Here is a 16,893-nt window from a genome sequence, read left to right as displayed (position 1 = left end):
CAGGTGATATAATTAAAACTTATCACACACAATAATATTATTGTTATTTACTTATGTCATTTCTTGTAATATGATGAAACTGTGAGGCGTTTTTTACGAATCATTCTGTTAATCTTTTAAATGATGAAAATATGAATCTTGACAAAGGGGGAAAAGACATGTCCAATGATGTCTTTAAAGCGCGTTCCATTTTTGAAGTAAATGGGAAACGCTATCACTATTACCGCCTAACAGCGCTGCAAGACGCAGGAATCGCCAATGTGTCGCGCCTGCCTTATTCGATTAAAGTGCTGCTTGAATCGGTGCTCCGCCAAATGGACGGCCGCGCGATTACGAAAGAACATGTTGAAGATTTGGCAAAATGGGGATCGGATGAAGTAAAGGACAAAGAAGTCCCGTTTAAGCCGTCACGCGTTATTTTGCAGGATTTTACCGGTGTTCCAGTTGTTGTCGATCTTGCATCGCTCCGCAAAGCGATGGCTGATTTGGGCGGAAACGCGGATAAAATCAATCCGGAAGTACCGGTTGACCTTGTGATCGACCACTCGGTTCAGGTTGATAAATACGGTGCGCCGGATGCCCTTCAGGTGAATATGGATTTTGAATTCAAACGCAATGCCGAACGCTATAAATTTTTAAACTGGGCCCAAAAAGCGTTTGACAATTACCGTGCCGTTCCGCCTGCAACGGGGATTGTCCACCAGGTAAACCTTGAGTATCTGGCAAGTGTCGTCCATGAAAAAGAACTGGAAAACGGCGAATATGAAACGTATCCGGATACCCTCGTCGGGACCGATTCCCATACGACAATGGTCAATGGACTCGGGGTGCTCGGATGGGGTGTCGGCGGTATCGAAGCGGAAGCCGGCATGCTCGGCCAGCCTTCGTATTTCCCAATTCCGGAAGTTATCGGCGTAAAAATGACCGGATCGCTTCCGAACGGGGCAACCGCAACCGACCTTGCGTTAAAAGTCACCCAGCTTTTGCGCCAAAAAGGCGTGGTCGGCAAATTTGTCGAATTCTTTGGCCCGGGCGTCTCAACGCTGCCGCTTGCAGACCGTGCGACGATTGCAAACATGGCGCCTGAATACGGGGCAACTTGCGGTTTCTTCCCGGTTGACGATGAGTCGCTTGCCTATTTGCGCTTAACCGGCCGCAGCGAAGAACATGTAAAAGTGGTGGAAACTTACTTGAAAGAAAACGGCATGTTCTTTACGCCGGACAAAGAAGACCCGGTTTATACGGATGTGCTTGAACTGAACCTTTCTGAAATTGAAGCCAACCTTTCCGGCCCGAAACGCCCGCAGGATTTGATTCCGTTATCGCAAATGCAGTCCGCTTTCCAAAAAGCGATTACGGCGCCTGCCGGCAACCAAGGTTTCGGACTGGATGAAAAAGAGCTCGATAAAGAAGCTGTGATCCATTTTAACAACGGCGAAACAGCTGCGATAAAAACCGGCGCAGTCGCCATTGCAGCGATTACGAGCTGCACAAACACTTCAAACCCTTACGTTATGCTCGGGGCCGGCCTGCTTGCGAAAAAAGCGGTTGAAAAAGGGCTGGAAGTGCCGAAATATGTGAAAACATCGCTCGCGCCGGGATCAAAAGTCGTGACCGGCTACTTAAAAGACTCCGGTTTAATGCCGTACCTCGAACAACTCGGCTTTAACCTGGTCGGTTACGGTTGTACAACCTGTATCGGAAACTCCGGCCCGTTGAAGGAAGAAATTGAAAAAACCATTATGGACAATGATTTGCTCGTAACGAGTGTCCTTTCCGGGAACCGGAATTTTGAAGGCCGGATCCATCCGCTTGTCAAAGCCAACTATCTGGCTTCGCCGCCGCTTGTCGTTGCTTATGCGCTCGCAGGAACGGTGAATATCGATTTAAACCATGACCCGATCGGCAAAGACAAAGACGGCCAAGACGTCTACCTGAAGGATATTTGGCCGCAAGCGGATGAAATCAAAGAAAATGTTCAAAAAGTCGTCACGCCGGAACTGTTCCGCAAACAATATGAAAACGTCTTTACCGACAATGAACGGTGGAATGCGATCGAAACGAGCGACGAACCGTTGTATACATGGGATGCAGAATCGACTTACATTCAAAATCCGCCGTTCTTTGAAAATCTCTCGCCTGAACCGGGCGAAGTACAGCCGCTGTCGAGCCTGCGCGTCATCGGCAAATTCGGCGATTCGGTGACAACGGACCATATTTCGCCTGCAGGTGCGATCGGCAAAGACACCCCTGCCGGAAAATACCTGTTGTCAAAAGGAGTCGAACCGCGTGACTTTAACTCTTATGGTTCCCGTCGCGGCAACCATGAAGTCATGATGCGCGGAACATTTGCCAACATCCGCATCCGCAACCAAATTGCACCGGGTACGGAAGGCGGCTACACGACTTACTGGCCGACGAATGAAGTGACGTCGATTTATGATGCAGCCATGCGTTATAAAGAAAACGGCACCGGCCTTGTGGTTCTTGCCGGCAAAGATTACGGCATGGGCTCATCGCGCGACTGGGCGGCAAAAGGCACATACCTGCTTGGCATTAAAACCGTGATTGCGGAAAGCTTTGAACGGATCCACCGTTCCAACCTCGTTCTCATGGGCGTGCTGCCGCTGCAGTTCAAAAAAGGGGAAAATGCCGACACACTCGGCTTATCCGGCAAAGAAACATTTGATGTCCATATTGACGAAAATGTTAAACCGCATGACTGGATAAAAGTGACGGCTACCGACGAAAACGGGAAGAAAACGGAATTTGAAGCGCTTGTCCGTTTCGATTCCGATGTAGAAATTGACTATTACCGCCACGGCGGCATCCTGCAAATGGTGCTGCGCGAAAAACTACAGCAGTCCAAAAATGAAGTGAAATCAAAATCATAATGTTTAAAAAAGCTGCGGCCAAAGCCGCAGCTTTTTTTGAATCAAATTTATAATTTTTCCCATAATTGCCCATACTAAGTAAAAATACTTGTAAGGAGTGGCAAATATGAGAAAAACCCATAAAAAGACCCTTTCGGATCTTGTTGCCGAAAATAAACAGGAACTGTTGCGCGACAGGGATGCGCTGATGCGGATAGAAGAACGGCTGGACCGGAAACACGAGATGAAATTAGCAGAATAAGCCACTGTTTGTGAATCATAATCCGCTTTCCTCCTGGGGAAAATGTATAAGGAGGGGGGAGATATGATGGGCAACCCAAACAAGAAAAGCAAATATTTCGTTCCCGATCATCTTGGCACGCAGCCGCGCGGATTTTCCGGCAATAAGGGGAAGAAGATGCAGGACCGTTCGGGACAGCACGCCCAGGTGATACAGACAAAAGGGGAGTAGCTTTCACAGCCGAAGGAGGAGAACACAATGGCGCATAACCGACCGAAACCGGACGACCGCAGCGATAATGTGGAAAAACTGCAAAACATGATCCACAATACGATCGAAAACATGGAAAGCGCGGAAGAATCGCTTGCCGTTACAAGCGATGAAACGCAAATCCAACAAATAAAGGAAAAAAATGAGCGGCGCCGTGAAAGCCTCGAAGCGATGAGAACCGAGGTAAAAGACGAAGCCGCATACAAACAGCAGCAATAAACGAAAACGGCCTTTCGACGGAAAACAGCAGCGTTTCTTTGGAACCACGCCTTTTCCCTCTCGGAAAGGCCGTTTTTTCTCTCCTTTTGCTGCGACCATGCGTGCATCCGAAGTTTTCCCGGCCCCGTATCAGGCATCCTTTTAGGAGGGGGAATTTTCTTTATGCTAAAATAAAATTGACTGTACATATGAAAGAGGTGTCCGGGATGTTTGTATCAGAAACAGAAGTCAAAGTGCGGTATGCAGAAACAGACCAAATGGGGGTTGTGTACCACGCCAATTACCTGATTTGGATGGAAGTGGGGCGGACGAAATTAATCGAAGACCTTGGCTTCCGTTATGCGGATATGGAAAAAGACGGGATTTTGTCGCCGGTCATCGATATTCAAATTTCATACAAAAAACCGGCCCGTTACGGGGAAACAGTGACCGTAAAAACATGGGTCGATGCATATGACGGGCTGCGCGTAACGTACGGCTATGAGATTTACACAGAAACCGGCGACCTTGCCGTGGCCGCGAGTTCAACACATGTCTGCGTAAAGAAAGACAGCTTCCGACCGGTTTCGTTCCGCCGCCTCTACCCAAAATGGCATGAAGCATATGAAAAAGCAAAAAAATCATAAAGCGGGGGGATGGATTTGGCTTTTGGCATACACCGCAACCAGCTTAAAGCGTGGAAAGCGGCGATTGACCGCGGGGAGATTGCGTTTTTAACGCATTTTTGGCTGGACGACCGTTTCCCCGGCGCAAAATCGGTCACAAAAGTCGGCTGTAAAGATCTGGAGAAACTCGCTGCATGGGGAGCACGCTACCAGCTGAAAAAAGAATGGATTCATGTCCGTAAAGACGGTTACAGCCATTTCGACCTGCTTGGCAGGAAGCAGCGAGAAATTTTGCAAAAAGAAGGGCGCCTTGCGGAAGTAAAAAAATTTTTAAAATGAAAAACCGGCATCACTGGCAGCAAAAAAGCAAAAGCTGCCGGATGATCCCGGTTTTAACCTTTTTTATATTCATATACCGGTTCATCCCGTTTCGGGTCATACCCGATATACAAATCATGGCCGTCAAAATACCATTCGTCCGTGCCTTCAATGAAAAAAGCATGGCCGTTCCGTTCAACGGCCGCCACCGGATCGTCGGGAACGTCTTTTTGAACACCAAGTGAAAACCCGTGTTGGACAGGCGTGGAGCCGCCGTATTTGGCAAAAAAACGGACGGACTCGCCGTCGTCCAGTTCCAGTTCCCTTTTAAACCAGTTTACTGCCTCATCTGTAATGTGCATTTTCATGCCGCCACTTCCTTCCAACTGCCTTTTACATTTTCATTATAGACCAAAGCACGTTTTTTTCCCTAACCTTTTGCCTTCGTTTACCGGCCCCGGGTTATAGGAAACATCAGATTTAGAAACAATGGCTGCCTTACAGCCACTTGACTTTTGGCTCGGTCTTATTTTTAATCCGCTTAATATTGGCTTTATGGCGGTAAATAATGAAAGAGGCAAGCGCCAGAACGATGACGAACAGCGGCCAGTCATGTGTTACAATCATATAAATGAGCGTATACAGGATGCCAAAAACAGCCGCCATGATAGAAGAAAGCGAAACGTATTTGCTCCATTTTAATGTAATCAAAAAAACGATGATGACCATGACAAACAATGGCCATTGATAGGCAAGAACAACGCCGGCGGAAGTTGCCACCGCTTTGCCGCCTTTAAATTTGGCAAATACCGGAAGCATATGGCCGATAACAGCGATCATCCCGATTAAAAGCGGGTGCACCGTATGCTCCAGGCCAAAAAAGTGGGGCAATAAGGTGGCGATTGTCCCTTTCAGAATATCCACCACTGTTACGACACTGCCGGCTTTGAACCCGAGCACACGGAACGTATTGGTCGCACCGAGATTTCCGCTGCCGTGTTCGCGGATGTCTATACCGTAAAAAAGCTTACCAACGATCAGGCCTGTCGGGATTGAGCCGAGCAGGTAAGCCAAAAGGATCATCAGGACAATATTCATGTACAAAACTCCTTGGAAAAAATCTATGCTTATTGTAGCATGTTCTTAAAGGAAAGAGGAATATTTTTTGCCGATTCCGTGCAGATTTTCTAACCGAGCAGGAATTGGAAAAGATCAAGCGAATGTTTAAGTTGGGATCAGACTGGCGAAAGTACAAGAAAGGAGAGGTGTTGATCAAATGGCAATCGAAAATCCGAGCAGGGAAGAAATCAGGGAAATTTTACAAAAAGCAAAACGAATTGCAGTGGTTGGCTTGAGCAATAACCCGGAAAAAACATCTTATACGGTAGCCAAAGCCATGCAGGATGCCGGCTATGAGATTATTCCGGTCAATCCGAAAGCAACGGAAATTCTCGGGGAAAAGGCTGTCCCGAGCTTAAAAGATATCGAAGGCCATGTGGACATTGTGGATATTTTCAGGCGGCCCGAATATTTGCCGGAGCTGGCACGGGAGTTTGATGAAATCGATGCGGACGTTTTCTGGGCGCAGCTCGGCATCGAAAACGAGGAAGCATACCGGTTTTTAAAAGAAAAAGGCTATACCGTTGTGATGAACCGCTGCATTAAAGTGGAACATGCCCTGACAAAATAGGCTTTTTCAAGCAGGCGCCAGCTTAAAGGGCGCTTGCTTTCTTTATATTTTCCCAATAAAACGGCCGTTTACTGGAGAAGTTTTTATAACCGTTGCTTTGCCCCTCCCGTTCCCGTCATTTCCGCATGCCCTTTTACAAATTCCGTTTTATCGTTAAAATGAGTATGATAAAAACGGCAAATGATGTTATAATGAGAACGAATATTTGTTCTTATGAACGCCGGTGCACGTGCTTTGCAATTGAAAGGGGAATAGATGTGGCGAAGAAACAAAATATATTGGAATATAATGATGATGCAATCCAGGTGCTGGAAGGGCTGGAGGCCGTAAGGAAAAGGCCGGGCATGTACATCGGGTCGACCGATGCGCGCGGTTTGCACCATCTTGTCTATGAAATCGTCGACAATGCGGTGGATGAGGCGTTGTCCGGGTACGGAAACCATATCATCGTCAACATTCACAAAGATAACAGCATCAGCGTCCAGGACTTCGGGCGCGGCATGCCGGTCGGGATGCACAAGCTCGGTAAGCCGACGACAGAAGTGATCTTGACGATTTTGCACGCCGGCGGAAAATTTGGGCAGGGCGGCTATAAAACGAGCGGCGGCCTGCACGGTGTCGGCGCGTCCGTCGTCAATGCCCTGTCGGAATGGCTTGTTGTTACCATACATCGCGACGGTTACGTGTATGAACAGCGTTTCCGTGACGGCGGCAAACCGGAAACAACGCTCGAGAAAACCGGGAAAACCAATAAGACCGGCACAACGATCCATTTTAAACCCGACCCGTCCATTTTTAGCACCATCACTTTTAACTACGATACATTATGCGAACGGCTGCGCGAATCGGCCTTTCTTTTAAAAGGGTTAAAAATTGAAATCACTGATGAACGTTTCGGGCGGCATGATCTGTTCCACTACGAAAACGGCATTGAAGCCTTTGTCCAGTACTTGAACGAAGGAAAAGAAGTGCTCCATCCGGTTGTGTTTATCGAGGGGGAAACAAACGGAATCGAAGCGGAATTTGCGTTTCAGTTTAACGACGGCTTTTCGGAAAACATTTTATCTTTCGTGAACAACGTGCGCACGAAAGACGGCGGCACGCACGAAGCCGGGGCAAAAACGGCATTGACGCGCGTCGTGAACGATTATGCAAGAAAAACCGGGCTGTTAAAAGAAAAAGATAAAAACTTAGAAGGGACGGATATCCGCGAAGGGCTGTCCGCCATTATTTCCGTCCGCATTCCGGAAGAACTGCTCCAATTTGAAGGACAAACGAAAGGGAAACTTGGCACAAGTGAAGCCCGCTCTGCAGTTGATACGATTGTTTCGGAACACCTTTCTTATTTTCTTGAAGAAAACCCGGATACGAGCAATCTTTTAATCCGGAAAGCCATCAAGGCGTCGCAGGCAAGGGAAGCAGCGAGGAAAGCACGGGAAGAAGCGAGAAGTGGCAAAAAGCGGAAGAAATCGGAAACGACTTTGTCCGGAAAGCTGACGCCGGCGCAAAGCCGCAATCCGCAGCGGAACGAACTGTATCTCGTTGAAGGGGATTCCGCGGGCGGTTCTGCGAAACAGGGGCGCGACCGGAAATTCCAGGCTGTTTTGCCGCTGCGCGGAAAAGTCATCAATACGGAAAAAGCAAAGCTTGCGGATATTTTTAAAAATGAAGAAATCAATACCATTATTTATACGATTGGTGCCGGCGTCGGCCCTGAATTCAATTTGGAAGACGTCAATTACGACAAAGTCATTATTATGACCGATGCCGACACGGACGGTGCCCACATCCAGGTGCTGCTTCTTACGTTCTTTTACCGCTATATGCGGCCTTTGATTGAAGCGGGAAAAGTGTACATCGCGCTGCCACCGCTTTATAAAGTCAGCAAAGGCACCGGCAGGAAAGAAATCGTGGAATATGCTTGGACCGAAAAAGAACTGGATGAAACGATCAAAAAAGTCGGGCGTGGCTATATCCTGCAGCGTTATAAAGGGCTCGGTGAAATGAACGCCGACCAGCTTTGGGAAACGACGATGAATCCGGAAACGCGGACTTTGATCCGTGTCCGTATTGATGATGCGGCCCGGGCTGAACGGCGGGTGACCACGCTTATGGGCGATAAGGTCGAACCGCGTCGGCAATGGATTGAAAGCCATGTGGAATTCGGGCTTGAAGACGACACCAATATTTTAGACAATGAGAATTTGATGATTGAGGAAGGGGACATGAACGGATGAAGACGGCTGAACGTTTTCAAGATTTGCCTTTGGAAGAGGTGCTGGGCGACCGCTTCGGCCGGTACAGCAAATATATTATCCAGGATCGTGCCCTTCCGGATGCGCGGGACGGCCTGAAGCCGGTGCAGCGGCGGATTCTTTATGCGATGCATGTAGAGGGCAACACTGCTGACAAGCATTTCCGGAAATCGGCAAAAACGGTCGGCAACGTCATCGGCAATTACCATCCGCACGGGGATTCTTCCGTTTATGAAGCGATGGTGCGGATGAGCCAGGACTGGAAGCTGCGAAACGTGCTCATCGAGATGCACGGCAATAACGGGAGCATTGACGGCGACCCGGCCGCGGCTATGCGGTATACAGAAGCAAGGCTCGCTCCGATTGCATCCGAACTCCTTCATGATATTGATAAAGAAACGGTTAAATTTATCCCGAATTTCGATGATACCGCAAATGAGCCGGTTGTGCTGCCCGCCCGGTTTCCCAACCTGCTCGTGAACGGATCGACCGGCATCTCGGCTGGATATGCAACTGAAATTCCGCCGCATCACCTCGGGGAAATCATTGACGGGGCCATCATGCGGATGGAAAACCCGGACTGTACGGTAGAAGATTTGATGACGGTCATAAAAGGCCCTGATTTTCCAACAGGCGGCATTGTCCAGGGAATTGACGGAATTAAAAAAGCGTATGAAACCGGAAAAGGCAAAATGGTCGTAAGAGGCAGGACATCGATCGAAGAGATCCGCGGCGGGCGAAAGCAGATTGTCATCGCAGAGATTCCTTATGAAGTCAATAAAGCCAATCTTGTCAAAAAAATCGACGAGCTCCGGATTGACCGGAAAGTGGAAGGCATATCTGAAGTCCGCGATGAAACCGACCGGACCGGGCTCCGGATTGTGATCGAACTGAAAAAAGATGCGGATGCAGATAGCGTCCTGAATTATTTATTCAAAAACACCGATCTCCAGGTATCATACAATTTCAACATGGTGGCCATCCATAACCGTCGGCCGCAGCTGATGGGCCTCCGTGAACTGCTCGATGCTTATATTGAACACCAGAAAGAAGTGGTCACAAAAAGGACGGAATTCGATCTCAAAAAAGCGCGTGACCGCAAGCATATTGTTGACGGCCTGATGAAGGCACTTTCCATCCTGGATGAAGTCATTGCGGCGATTCGGGCATCCAAAGATAAAAAAGATGCAAAAGCGAACTTAATCGCAAAGTTTGCTTTTACCGAACCCCAGGCTGAAGCGATTGTCACGCTGCAGCTCTACCGCCTGACCAATACGGATATTACGACGCTGGAGAATGAAGCGGCAGACCTTGAGAAAAAAATTGAGACCTATCTCGCGATTTTATCCAGTGAGAAAAAACTGTTTACGGTGATCAAAAAAGAACTGAGAGATATCCGGAAAAAATACGCGGATAACAGAAGGACAACGATTGAAGCGGAAATACAGGAATTAAAAATCAATCTGGAAGCGATGATCCCGAATGAAGATGTGATGGTCACCATTACAAAAGACGGTTATATCAAACGGACAAGCCTCCGTTCATATACCGCTTCAAACGGCCGGGACCTTGCTATTAAAGATAGCGACCGCCTGCTCTTTAAACAGCAGCTCAATACCGTCCAGACGGTGCTGCTTTTCACAAATAAAGGGAGCTATATCTATTTGCCGGTCCATGAACTGCCGGATATCCGCTGGAAAGATCTCGGGCAGCATGTTTCCAATCTTGTGACGCTTGAACGCGATGAAGGCATCATCAAAGTGCTCCCGATTGAAGATTTCAACCAGCCGCAGTTTATTTTGTTTTTCACGAAAAACGGCATGGCGAAGAAAACGGAATTGCAGCAATACCAGGCACAGCGCTATTCGAAAGCCCTCGTTGCAATCAACTTAAAGGGCGATGATGAAGTACTCGATGTTCACCTGACAGACGGCTCGAAAGAAGTCTTCCTCGCTTCCCGCCTCGGTTACGGGCTCCGGTTTGATGAAGCGGAAATCAGCGTTGTCGGCCAGCGGGCAGCAGGGGTAAAAGGCATGAACCTAAAAGAAGGCGACAGGCTCGTTAGCGGGAAAATCATTGAAGATCCGGAAAAAGACAAAGTATTTATTGCCACCCAAAGAGGAGCCGTCAAGAAGATGAAAGTGTCCGAATTTGACAAAACAAGCCGGGCCAAACGCGGTGTCATCATGCTGCGCGAATTAAAAGCCCATCCGCACCGGATCGCCGGAGCCGTGATTGCAGGCGACGATGAAACCGTCTCGGTCATCACGGAAAAAGGGCATCAGGAAGACATTCGGCTCCATGATTTGCGCGACCATGACCGTTATTCAAATGGCTCATTTGCCATTGATGAAGAAGAGAACGGGACAGTGGCAGAAGTATGGAAGCAGGAACCGGAAGAGGGTGCTGCGGAAGAAAACGATTGAAAAAAGTGTTTGCCGTTTTCGGCAAACACTTTTTTCATCTTCAGGCAAGTTTTACATAATTCTATTCTTGCGGCGTATCCTAAAGGAAAACGGATGCGGGGTGAGAAGATGAAAAAAGAATACATGCTTGCACTGCTCGCATTATGGTTTATGGCAGCCGGCACGGTTGTGATCGCGGACGCGGGCGGGAAGACGAAAGCCGGCAAAATGGTGATTCACCGGTATGAGGCGGATGTAACCGGGGACGGAAAAAAGGATGCGATTATACTGGAAGGCATCCCGTTTGCTGCTGGCAGCCCGTATATGAAAAAGATTTGGGCGCGGATTGCCGCGTCGGAAGGAAAGAAATATAAACTGCCGTATGAGCCCGGGTATGAACCGGAAATCCGGTTCACCGACCTCAACCATGACGGTGTAAAGGACATGCTCGGATCAAGCAACAGCGGCGGAAGCGGGGGCATAAACCAGTACCGCCTCGATACGCTGAAAGGCGGCATTTTAAAATATTTGCCGATGCCGCCCGTGTTAAAGCTTAGCGGCAAATTTGAAAATGCCCTGTCGGCAAGGCTTAACATTGAAAATACGAACGAAACATTCCTGATTGATTTAAGAAAACGGAAAAAAGATTATATCCGGCTCGGCATTTACCAAAAGGATGGAATGCTCAATGAACCGTTTGAACTGATGATCGATCCGGTGGCGGTTTACAAACCGGTGAAAATAAAAGGCAAAAAAGGATGCGGGCTCGAAGGTTACCAGCAAATAAGCGGCGCCTATCATGCAGATAAACTGGGCGATGTCAAGGCAACATGGTATTTTGAAGACGGCAAATGGATCCTGGTCCGTGCCAAATGGCAGCCGGCAAATGCATAAAAAAACTCCCGCGCCGGGAGTTTTTTTATGCGGATTTGAAAATTGAAAATGTTTTTGCGCAAAAATAGATTATAATAGTAATAAATTACAAATAAAACAGGGGTAGAGCAGATTGGACAGACAAAAAAGCAAGTACAGATGGATTGTTTTTTTCGCGGTGCTGTTTTCCTATATGGTGATTGTCAGCCAGCGAACGGCACCGGGCTTGATTCCGGATAAACTGATGAGCGAGTTTCATTTGACAGCGTCCGTCATCGGTTTGTTGACAGGTGTGCAGTTTCTCGCTTATGCGGGGCTGCAAATTCCGATTGGGATGTTTTCCGACCGGTTCGGGCCGAATATTTTTCTGGTTACAGGCACTTTATTTAGCGGCATCGGCACGTTCTTATACAGCATCTCGCCGAATGAAGCGTGCCTGCTCATATCCCGGGTGCTCGCCGGCATGGGGGATGCGGCCATTTGGATTAATCTTGTCCTGATCTTAAGCCAGTGGTTTTATGCGAAAGAGTTTGTCGGGCTGATCGGTTATGCCGGCATGGCCGGAAGCGTCGGTTCTTTGCTCGCAACCGTTCCGCTGACAGCCTGGATATCAGCTTCAGGATGGCGCCTGCCGTTTTTTGTAACCGGCATCCTGCTGCTTGCAAGTACGGTGATGCTGTATGCCGTGCTTATCCGGCTGCCGCAAAAACGGGAAGGGGGAGCACATGCGCATGCGAAAGTCCGCCATGAAAAAATGCTTTTGGTACTAAAACGCATCCTGAAAAGCAGGCAGGCGTGGGCTGCCTTTTTATGCCATTTCGGCCTTGTCGGCACATATGTTGGTTTTATCGGCACATGGGCAGTGCCGTACGGGATGCATATTTTCGGCATGGACCGCCCGGAAGCGAGCCAGCTGGTCATGACAGGATTAATCGGGGCCATTATCGGCGCGCCGGTTACCGGATGGATCGCAAGCAGGCTCGGTTCAAGGAAGAAGCCGTATTTGCTGATTCAAACCCTGATTTTTCTCGCATGGACGGTTTTCTTTTTATGCGGGGGCAAACCGCCGTTATTTTTCGCGGTGCTTTTAATGTTTGTCATCGGATATGGCAATGGTGCAAGCGCGCTGACGTTTGCGGTCGTCCGCCACTCCTTTGACGTGAGGGAAGTCGGATCGGTTTCCGGATTTGCCAATACCGGCGGCTTTTTAATCCCGGCGTTCTTTTCGCTTTTTGGCGTGCTCGGGACGGTGATGATCCGGGAAAAAACCCGCGCCGGGGAAAGCCAGGCAGCATAAAGATTTTTAAACGGCGCACAGCAGCTGCCCGTTTGAATTATACCTGAATCCGTGACGAAATTTCCGCTTAAAGGCAAACAAATCGCATAAAATTTAGTATAATTGGTATATCAGACAAATTAAATTCATTCCACATTCAGGTGATCTCATGAAAAAGTTTGTGATAGAACCCACAAAAGAACGAATTGTTGCCCAAGCTGGCTTAGCGATAGTAGGAAATTTACTAAATCAAACGAATTTAGTTTCCAGGTTGAATGCCTATAAACTCCCTGATATCTCCCGGTATCCGGCTTGTTCCAATGGCGATGTGGCTAAATCTTATATCGGCTTGCTTTGCCAGGGAAAAAGTGATTATGACAATATTGAAACCTTCCGTGATGATGCTTTTTTTGCACTGGCTTTGGATATCCAGAGGGTTCCTTCCAGCCCGACTCTCAGGCAACGATTGGACCAGGCCGCCTTGGTGGAAAAATGGAAAACGATCTTGCACGAAGAATCGCTGGATCTGATTCGCCATACAAATGCGGAAATCAGCCCGGTTTACGCCAAAGACAAGCCGTATATCCCGGTTGATCTGGATGTCTCCCCTTTCGATAACTCCAAGACAAAAAAGGAAGGGGTAGAAAGAACCTATAAAGGCTGTGACGGTTATGCCCCTATGTTCGCTTACATGGGACAGGAAGGTTACTGCCTGCATGTTGAGATGCGAAAGGGAAGTGTCCACTGCCAAAAAGGTACACCAAATTTCATCCAGGAAACCATTCAATCTGCCCGGAAACTAACAGATCAGCCATTGCTTTTCAGGCTTGATTCCGGAAATGACAGCCGGGATAATCTCATTATTCTCCTAGAAAACCATGCAAGCTTTATTATCAAACGCAATCCCCGTAAGGAAAAAGCTGAGGACTGGCTGAACATTGCCCGAAAATATGGGATCTGTTGTGAAGAACGGGAAGGAAAGAAGGTTTACCTTGGATCCATCCCCGAAACCATTCAAATTAAGGACCAGGAGCGAAACATCCGAAAAGTTTTTAAAGTGACCGAAAGAACCATCTCAAGAGACGGACAAATTTTTTTAATTCCCGAGTATGAATTTGAAACCTACTGGACGGACCTTGAAGTGCCGCCTCATGTGGTGATCTCTCTTTATCATAACCATGGCACTTGCGAACAGTTCCATAGTGAAATTAAATCAGAACTGGATCTCGAACGGCTGCCGTCAGGCAAATATGAAACGAATGGCCTTGTGCTCCATTTCGGTGTATTTGCGTATAACCTGCTTCGCTTGATTGGACAAGAAAGCTTGAAAAAACAAGATACGCCATTGAAAAAGAAAACAACAAGAAGAAGAATCCGAACCGTCATCCAGAATATGATCACACTGGCCTCAAAGCTGGTTTTCCGTGGCCGGCAATGGAAATTAAAAGTCGCGGAGACCAACAAATGGTTACCGGTCTTTACTCGTTTGTATCAAGCCTTTTACTAAACATCCCGATCAATAGACTACTAGGAAAAAAGAAATAAAAAAACGAAAACTTGAAAAAATGGAAATTTGCAGATTTATTTGGCGTGCACAAAAACGAATGAAACAGGGAAATTTTTACATACTGAATCACTAAAAGTGCATTTATCGAATAGTCGGACACCACTATATCCTTACTCTTGGGAAATCTACCTATTAACGGCGTTTGTTATATTTTCGTCACGGATTCAGGTATAACTTTATCATTGCATTGGACTTAGCTCAAAGGTCTATTATAGTTTATATAAGTAAGGAGGAATATTCGATGAATATCAAAAAAGCAGCTGAAATGTTTGATTTAAGTGTTGATACACTCCGATATTATGAACGGGTAGGTGTTATCCCACCTGTTCACCGAAATGCAAGTGGATATCGTGACTATACGACGAACGATTTGAATTGGATTTATTTAGCTAAAAATTTGCGTAATGCCGGATTATCGGTTGAATCCTTAATTGAGTTTGCCCAGTTGGCCCAATTACGAGAAACGCAAGATGTAGAAGAAGCTCAAAAACAGATTTTATTTGATCAGTTGGAGGAGCTGGATAAAAAGTTAGCCGAAATGCAGGAAGTTAGGGAATTACTAGTTTATAAAATTGAAACTTATGATGAGCATATCGCAAAATTCAAGACAGGTGAAATGGCATCTGATAAAGTCGAAAAATTGTGGGAACGAAAAAAATAAAACTTTTTCCTTGCCATGGACTTAACTCCAAGGTTTAGGATAGGTAATGAATCAAAGTTAGAGGAGGAAAACAACATGCAAACAATCAAATTAAACAATGGTGTGGAAATACCACAATTAGGGTTTGGAGTTTACCAAATTCCATTGGATGAAACAGTTGAAGCAGTTTATCAAGCAATCAAAGCAGGATATCGTTTGATCGACACGGCTTCTATATATGGAAATGAAAAAGAAACGGGTGAAGGTATCAAACGAGCAATTGACGAAGGGCTTGTTACACGTGAAGAACTTTTTGTAACCTCTAAGTTGTTTATTTTACAAGCACCGGAATCTAAAGCAACTGAGACGATTGAACACTCACTTGATACTATGGGGCTAGACTATCTTGATCTTTATCTTATTCACCAACCTTATGGCGATGTTTATGGAGCATGGAGAGCAATGGTTGCAGCGCAAAAAGCAGGTAAATTGCGTGCAATTGGTATTTCAAATTTCAAATCAGCTAAGATGATTGAATTTGTTGGGCTGAATGAAGTGAAGCCTCAAATCAATCAAATTGAAGTGAACCCTTGGAATCAGAGAATTGAAGATCAAAAATGGCATGAAAAATATGGTGTACAAGTGGAAGCTTGGGCTCCATTTGCTGAAGGACGTCACGATCTATTCACAAATCCTGTATTAGCAGAAATCGGAGAACAATATGGCAAAACTGTTGGACAAGTCGTGCTTCGCTGGTTAATGCAACGAGGAATTGTTGCATTGGCTAAATCTGTTCGTCCAGAACGAATGGCTGAAAACATTGATATCTTTGATTTTGAACTTTCAAAAGAAGATATTGAAAAAATAGCTGCTTTAGATATGAAAGAATCAGCTTTCTTTGATCATGATGCTCCACAACAAGTTGAATGGTTCATGAATCGCATGTTGGACACAGAAAAATGATGAAAAATATCCTTATCATTGGTGCAGGCGGTCAAATTCCAGAAGTGCTGATACCACTTTTACAAGAACAAGCTGATCTGAAATTAACATTGTTTGGTCGTCATGCAACTAGCCTACCCTATACGAATGTAACAAAGATTTCTGGTAATGCAGGGAATGTATCAGATTTGGTGAACGCCATGCAAAACCAAGAGATGGTTTATATGAATTTTGACAATAAAAAAATTACAGAAACAGTCATTGAGGCAATGCATAAAACTGGCGTTAAGCGCATCATTCAAGCAGGTGTATTAAGTGTATACGGCGAAGTTGCGGAACCTTTTGCCACATGGAATAGTCGAATGATGGGCGGATCGATTGCTCATAACCGTGGAGTAGAATCACTTGAAGCAAGTGATTTAGATTACACCTATATGCGGATGACTTGGTTATATAATGGCAAACGAAAGGATTATGTCGCAAGCCCAAAAGGAGAACCATTTTTAGGCGCTCAAATTACTAGACGTGCAATTGCTCAATTTGTTATCGATAATATTACAGGCAAACGAAACGATATCCGAGCAAGTATCGGCTTATGGGAACCTGGCTCAGAAAATAAATCAAAACCTGATTTTTATTGATTTAAGTGGTGTAGGATGTAAATCAATCAGCAGATCATAGAAAAGGCTGTGACATAGTCCATATTCGTACTATGTCAC

17 protein-coding genes are annotated in these 16,893 nt (G+C 46.5%); 15 read left to right on the top strand and 2 right to left on the bottom strand.

The window, feature by feature from the left end:
• The first annotated feature begins 158 nt into the window (after positions 1-158).
• The 6 genes from acnA to ABR335_RS09955 all read left to right on the top strand — a co-directional run bounded on the left by acnA (position 159) and on the right by ABR335_RS09955 (position 4,547).
• A complete protein-coding gene (gene acnA, locus ABR335_RS09980) occupies positions 159-2,894 on the top strand; it encodes an aconitate hydratase AcnA (RefSeq protein ID WP_014098359.1) in 2,736 nt (911 codons plus the stop codon).
• 106 nt (positions 2,895-3,000) lie between these two features.
• Positions 3,001-3,135, top strand: coding sequence for an FbpB family small basic protein (locus ABR335_RS09975; RefSeq protein WP_014098358.1), 135 nt, complete (start codon positions 3,001-3,003; stop codon positions 3,133-3,135).
• Between the two features lie 66 nt (positions 3,136-3,201).
• Entirely contained in the window at positions 3,202-3,345 is a 144-nt protein-coding gene (locus ABR335_RS09970) for an acid-soluble spore protein N (RefSeq protein WP_014098357.1), read from the top strand.
• A gap of 27 nt (positions 3,346-3,372) precedes the next feature.
• A complete protein-coding gene (gene tlp / locus ABR335_RS09965; protein ID WP_013859310.1) occupies positions 3,373-3,603 on the top strand; it encodes a small acid-soluble spore protein Tlp in 231 nt (76 codons plus the stop codon).
• A 206-nt stretch (positions 3,604-3,809) separates the two neighbouring features.
• Positions 3,810-4,229 (top strand): acyl-CoA thioesterase, encoded by a 420-nt coding sequence (locus tag ABR335_RS09960; protein ID WP_014098356.1) that lies wholly within the window; start codon positions 3,810-3,812, stop codon positions 4,227-4,229.
• 15 nt (positions 4,230-4,244) lie between these two features.
• On the top strand, positions 4,245-4,547 hold the full coding sequence (locus tag ABR335_RS09955) for a hypothetical protein (protein ID WP_035184938.1): 303 nt from the start codon (positions 4,245-4,247) through the stop codon (positions 4,545-4,547).
• A gap of 53 nt (positions 4,548-4,600) precedes the next feature.
• On the opposite strand, the gene ABR335_RS09950 is transcribed toward ABR335_RS09955, so the two are convergent.
• On the bottom strand, positions 4,601-4,894 hold the full coding sequence (locus ABR335_RS09950) for a HesB/YadR/YfhF family protein (protein ID WP_014098354.1): 294 nt from the start codon (positions 4,892-4,894) through the stop codon (positions 4,601-4,603).
• Positions 4,895-5,024: 130 nt separating this feature from the next.
• Entirely contained in the window at positions 5,025-5,624 is a 600-nt protein-coding gene (gene plsY / locus ABR335_RS09945; protein WP_017550847.1) for a glycerol-3-phosphate 1-O-acyltransferase PlsY, read from the bottom strand.
• A 178-nt stretch (positions 5,625-5,802) separates the two neighbouring features.
• Between plsY and ABR335_RS09940 the strand changes: the two genes are divergently transcribed.
• From ABR335_RS09940 to ABR335_RS09900, 9 genes are all read left to right on the top strand, one after another.
• Positions 5,803-6,216 (top strand): CoA-binding protein, encoded by a 414-nt coding sequence (locus tag ABR335_RS09940; RefSeq protein ID WP_014098352.1) that lies wholly within the window; start codon positions 5,803-5,805, stop codon positions 6,214-6,216.
• A 257-nt stretch (positions 6,217-6,473) separates the two neighbouring features.
• The gene (parE, locus tag ABR335_RS09935; protein WP_026683453.1) at positions 6,474-8,453 is read left to right on the top strand and encodes a DNA topoisomerase IV subunit B; all 1,980 of its coding nucleotides are present in this window, start codon (positions 6,474-6,476) and stop codon (positions 8,451-8,453) included.
• Positions 8,450-10,897: a DNA topoisomerase IV subunit A gene (gene parC, locus ABR335_RS09930; protein ID WP_014098350.1), complete on the top strand. Its 2,448-nt coding sequence runs from the start codon at positions 8,450-8,452 to the stop codon at positions 10,895-10,897. The genes parE and parC overlap by 4 nt, the downstream gene beginning before the upstream one ends.
• 9 nt (positions 10,898-10,906) lie before the next feature.
• Positions 10,907-11,770, top strand: a complete 864-nt coding sequence (locus ABR335_RS09925; protein WP_061087236.1) for a hypothetical protein — start codon at positions 10,907-10,909, stop codon at positions 11,768-11,770.
• Positions 11,771-11,882: 112 nt separating this feature from the next.
• Positions 11,883-13,046, top strand: a complete 1,164-nt coding sequence (locus ABR335_RS09920) for an MFS transporter (protein WP_061087235.1) — start codon at positions 11,883-11,885, stop codon at positions 13,044-13,046.
• A 148-nt stretch (positions 13,047-13,194) separates the two neighbouring features.
• Positions 13,195-14,532 (top strand): IS1380 family transposase, encoded by a 1,338-nt coding sequence (locus tag ABR335_RS09915; protein WP_350346156.1) that lies wholly within the window; start codon positions 13,195-13,197, stop codon positions 14,530-14,532.
• Positions 14,533-14,833: 301 nt separating this feature from the next.
• On the top strand, positions 14,834-15,253 hold the full coding sequence (locus tag ABR335_RS09910) for a MerR family transcriptional regulator (protein WP_061087144.1): 420 nt from the start codon (positions 14,834-14,836) through the stop codon (positions 15,251-15,253).
• 75 nt (positions 15,254-15,328) lie between these two features.
• Complete coding sequence (locus ABR335_RS09905) at positions 15,329-16,195, top strand: aldo/keto reductase (RefSeq protein ID WP_061087143.1); 867 nt, start codon at positions 15,329-15,331, stop codon at positions 16,193-16,195.
• Entirely contained in the window at positions 16,192-16,815 is a 624-nt protein-coding gene (locus tag ABR335_RS09900; RefSeq protein WP_061087142.1) for an NAD(P)H-binding protein, read from the top strand. The genes ABR335_RS09905 and ABR335_RS09900 overlap by 4 nt, the downstream gene beginning before the upstream one ends.
• The last annotated feature ends 78 nt before the right edge of the window (positions 16,816-16,893 follow it).

It is taken from the genome of Heyndrickxia faecalis (genome assembly GCF_040267745.1).
Classification (GTDB): Bacteria; Bacillota; Bacilli; order Bacillales; family Bacillaceae_C; genus Weizmannia; species Weizmannia faecalis.
The sequence above is the reverse complement of the archived record's forward strand: the minus strand, read 5'-3'. Positions and strand labels throughout refer to the sequence as shown.

Excerpts from the sequence above, each read along its gene's own strand:
- acnA (WP_014098359.1), top strand. The coding sequence starts at position 159 with ATGTCCAATGATGTCTTTAAAGCGCGTTCCATTTTTGAAGTAAATGGG.
- ABR335_RS09975 (WP_014098358.1), top strand. The coding sequence starts at position 3,001 with ATGAGAAAAACCCATAAAAAGACCCTTTCGGATCTTGTTGCCGAAAAT.
- ABR335_RS09970 (WP_014098357.1), top strand. The coding sequence starts at position 3,202 with ATGGGCAACCCAAACAAGAAAAGCAAATATTTCGTTCCCGATCATCTT.
- tlp (WP_013859310.1), top strand. The coding sequence starts at position 3,373 with ATGGCGCATAACCGACCGAAACCGGACGACCGCAGCGATAATGTGGAA.
- ABR335_RS09960 (WP_014098356.1), top strand. The coding sequence starts at position 3,810 with ATGTTTGTATCAGAAACAGAAGTCAAAGTGCGGTATGCAGAAACAGAC.
- ABR335_RS09950 (WP_014098354.1), bottom strand. The coding sequence starts at position 4,894 with ATGAAAATGCACATTACAGATGAGGCAGTAAACTGGTTTAAAAGGGAA.
- plsY (WP_017550847.1), bottom strand. The coding sequence starts at position 5,624 with ATGAATATTGTCCTGATGATCCTTTTGGCTTACCTGCTCGGCTCAATC.
- ABR335_RS09940 (WP_014098352.1), top strand. The coding sequence starts at position 5,803 with ATGGCAATCGAAAATCCGAGCAGGGAAGAAATCAGGGAAATTTTACAA.
- parC (WP_014098350.1), top strand. The coding sequence starts at position 8,450 with ATGAAGACGGCTGAACGTTTTCAAGATTTGCCTTTGGAAGAGGTGCTG.
- ABR335_RS09915 (WP_350346156.1), top strand. The coding sequence starts at position 13,195 with ATGAAAAAGTTTGTGATAGAACCCACAAAAGAACGAATTGTTGCCCAA.
- ABR335_RS09910 (WP_061087144.1), top strand. The coding sequence starts at position 14,834 with ATGAATATCAAAAAAGCAGCTGAAATGTTTGATTTAAGTGTTGATACA.
- ABR335_RS09905 (WP_061087143.1), top strand. The coding sequence starts at position 15,329 with ATGCAAACAATCAAATTAAACAATGGTGTGGAAATACCACAATTAGGG.
- ABR335_RS09900 (WP_061087142.1), top strand. The coding sequence starts at position 16,192 with ATGATGAAAAATATCCTTATCATTGGTGCAGGCGGTCAAATTCCAGAA.